This window comes from Vibrio sp. 779(2023), from assembly GCF_033344285.1.
Classification (GTDB): domain Bacteria; phylum Pseudomonadota; class Gammaproteobacteria; order Enterobacterales; family Vibrionaceae; genus Vibrio; species Vibrio alginolyticus.
Genome location: NZ_JAWPOM010000120.1, coordinates 1 through 1,335, shown reverse-complemented (window position 1 = coordinate 1,335; position 1,335 = coordinate 1). Strand labels below are relative to the sequence as shown.

Below are 1,335 nucleotides of genomic sequence, written 5' to 3'. Positions count from 1 at the left end.
AAGAGTTGTTGTTTTTACCATACTGAGTTTGGATGGCTTCAGCACGACCGCTATCCGCTAATGATTGGGTTGGAGACTCAAGACCCAGCGCCATTTTCAACGGGTTAAGATCACCCAACTCCGCGATATCCACCGTCACGGTTAGCACGTTGTCGGTAACCGCTACAACTAAGCCAATGCCATCCTGCGGATCTACTGCATCCGTCATTTCATAACGACGGTACTCCACCGTACCCAGCTTCACTTTTTCGTGTGTCACGCCGCTCATTTGCTCTTCGTGATCCAACGTTTTCCAAAGCGCCTCTGGATTCTCGATTGGCAGTTTGTAAACTGGCACCATACCGAGCGTGTAAAGCACTGGGTTGATCTCATCGCCTGTACCTAAGTACGCTTTCAAAGTTTCTGGCGACGCAGCACTTTTTAAGTATCCGTCAAACAGATCGATCGCAAACTGCTCTTTTGGTGACAGCTGCTCACCAACAAACATATCAGACATGGTCATTTGATTGGCAGAGCCAAACGCGTTCACATATTCGTAGTGTTTGAAAGGTTCTGTTTGGAAAGTAACTACGAGCGAATCGGCTGGGATTTGCGCCAATAGTGAGCTTGAACCGCTCTGAGGAAGGTTATTTTGGTACAGGTACCCAGCGGCCCCCGCTGCTGCGACCACTGCTGTAGCCAATAGTAGTTTTTTCACGACCAACTCCGTTGTTAGTTATATCGGTTCGTAAATGCGTTATGCATTCGAGTTTTAAGCCTTAATAAATCGAGTTCTGTAGAGACGAATTACAGTTCTCCTACACCGCCAAACACTGGCTAATGAGTGCTCTATCGGCATATCAACCGTCATCATAAAGATCCGTCGCCAGTTATCAATTTAATGAATATTAATTTCTTAAAATATCCGCAATTTATAGGATAAACCGTGAAGTATGTTGAATTGCACATTCATACTATTGGTAATTTCGTCACTCTAAAGTGCCAAACATGCAACACCGACCAAAATTAACCCAACATTAAATCCGCACTGAGTCTTTTATCAAATATCGGAAAACGGCTCACGACCTGACACTTCTTTCCAATTTGCCTCTGGCAGTCCCCTGTGGTTTTCCTTACAGTCGAGCTCACTCAGTGACGAGGCTTATACCAGAATACGATCATTACGACATGATGAAAGACCAACTGACGATCTCGATATCAACCATCAATGGCTCCAAGCATTGGTATTTCAGTAAACGGATGCAACGCAACCTAAAAACCTTTTTAGGGCTATTTGTACTGACTTTGGCAGCTACCGCCATTCTCATAAACCATCTTTACGCGCGGGTCGATAGC

At 45.1% G+C, this 1,335-nt stretch carries 2 pseudogenes; one reads left to right on the top strand and one right to left on the bottom strand.

Annotation, left to right across the window (positions count from 1 at the left end):
- Positions 1–697: pseudogene (locus R8O70_RS25425) on the bottom strand (hypothetical protein); the annotation flags it as partial.
- A gap of 473 nt (positions 698–1,170) precedes the next feature.
- Here R8O70_RS25425 and R8O70_RS25420 point away from each other — a divergent pair.
- A pseudogene (locus tag R8O70_RS25420) lies at positions 1,171–1,335 on the top strand (M23 family peptidase); the annotation flags it as partial.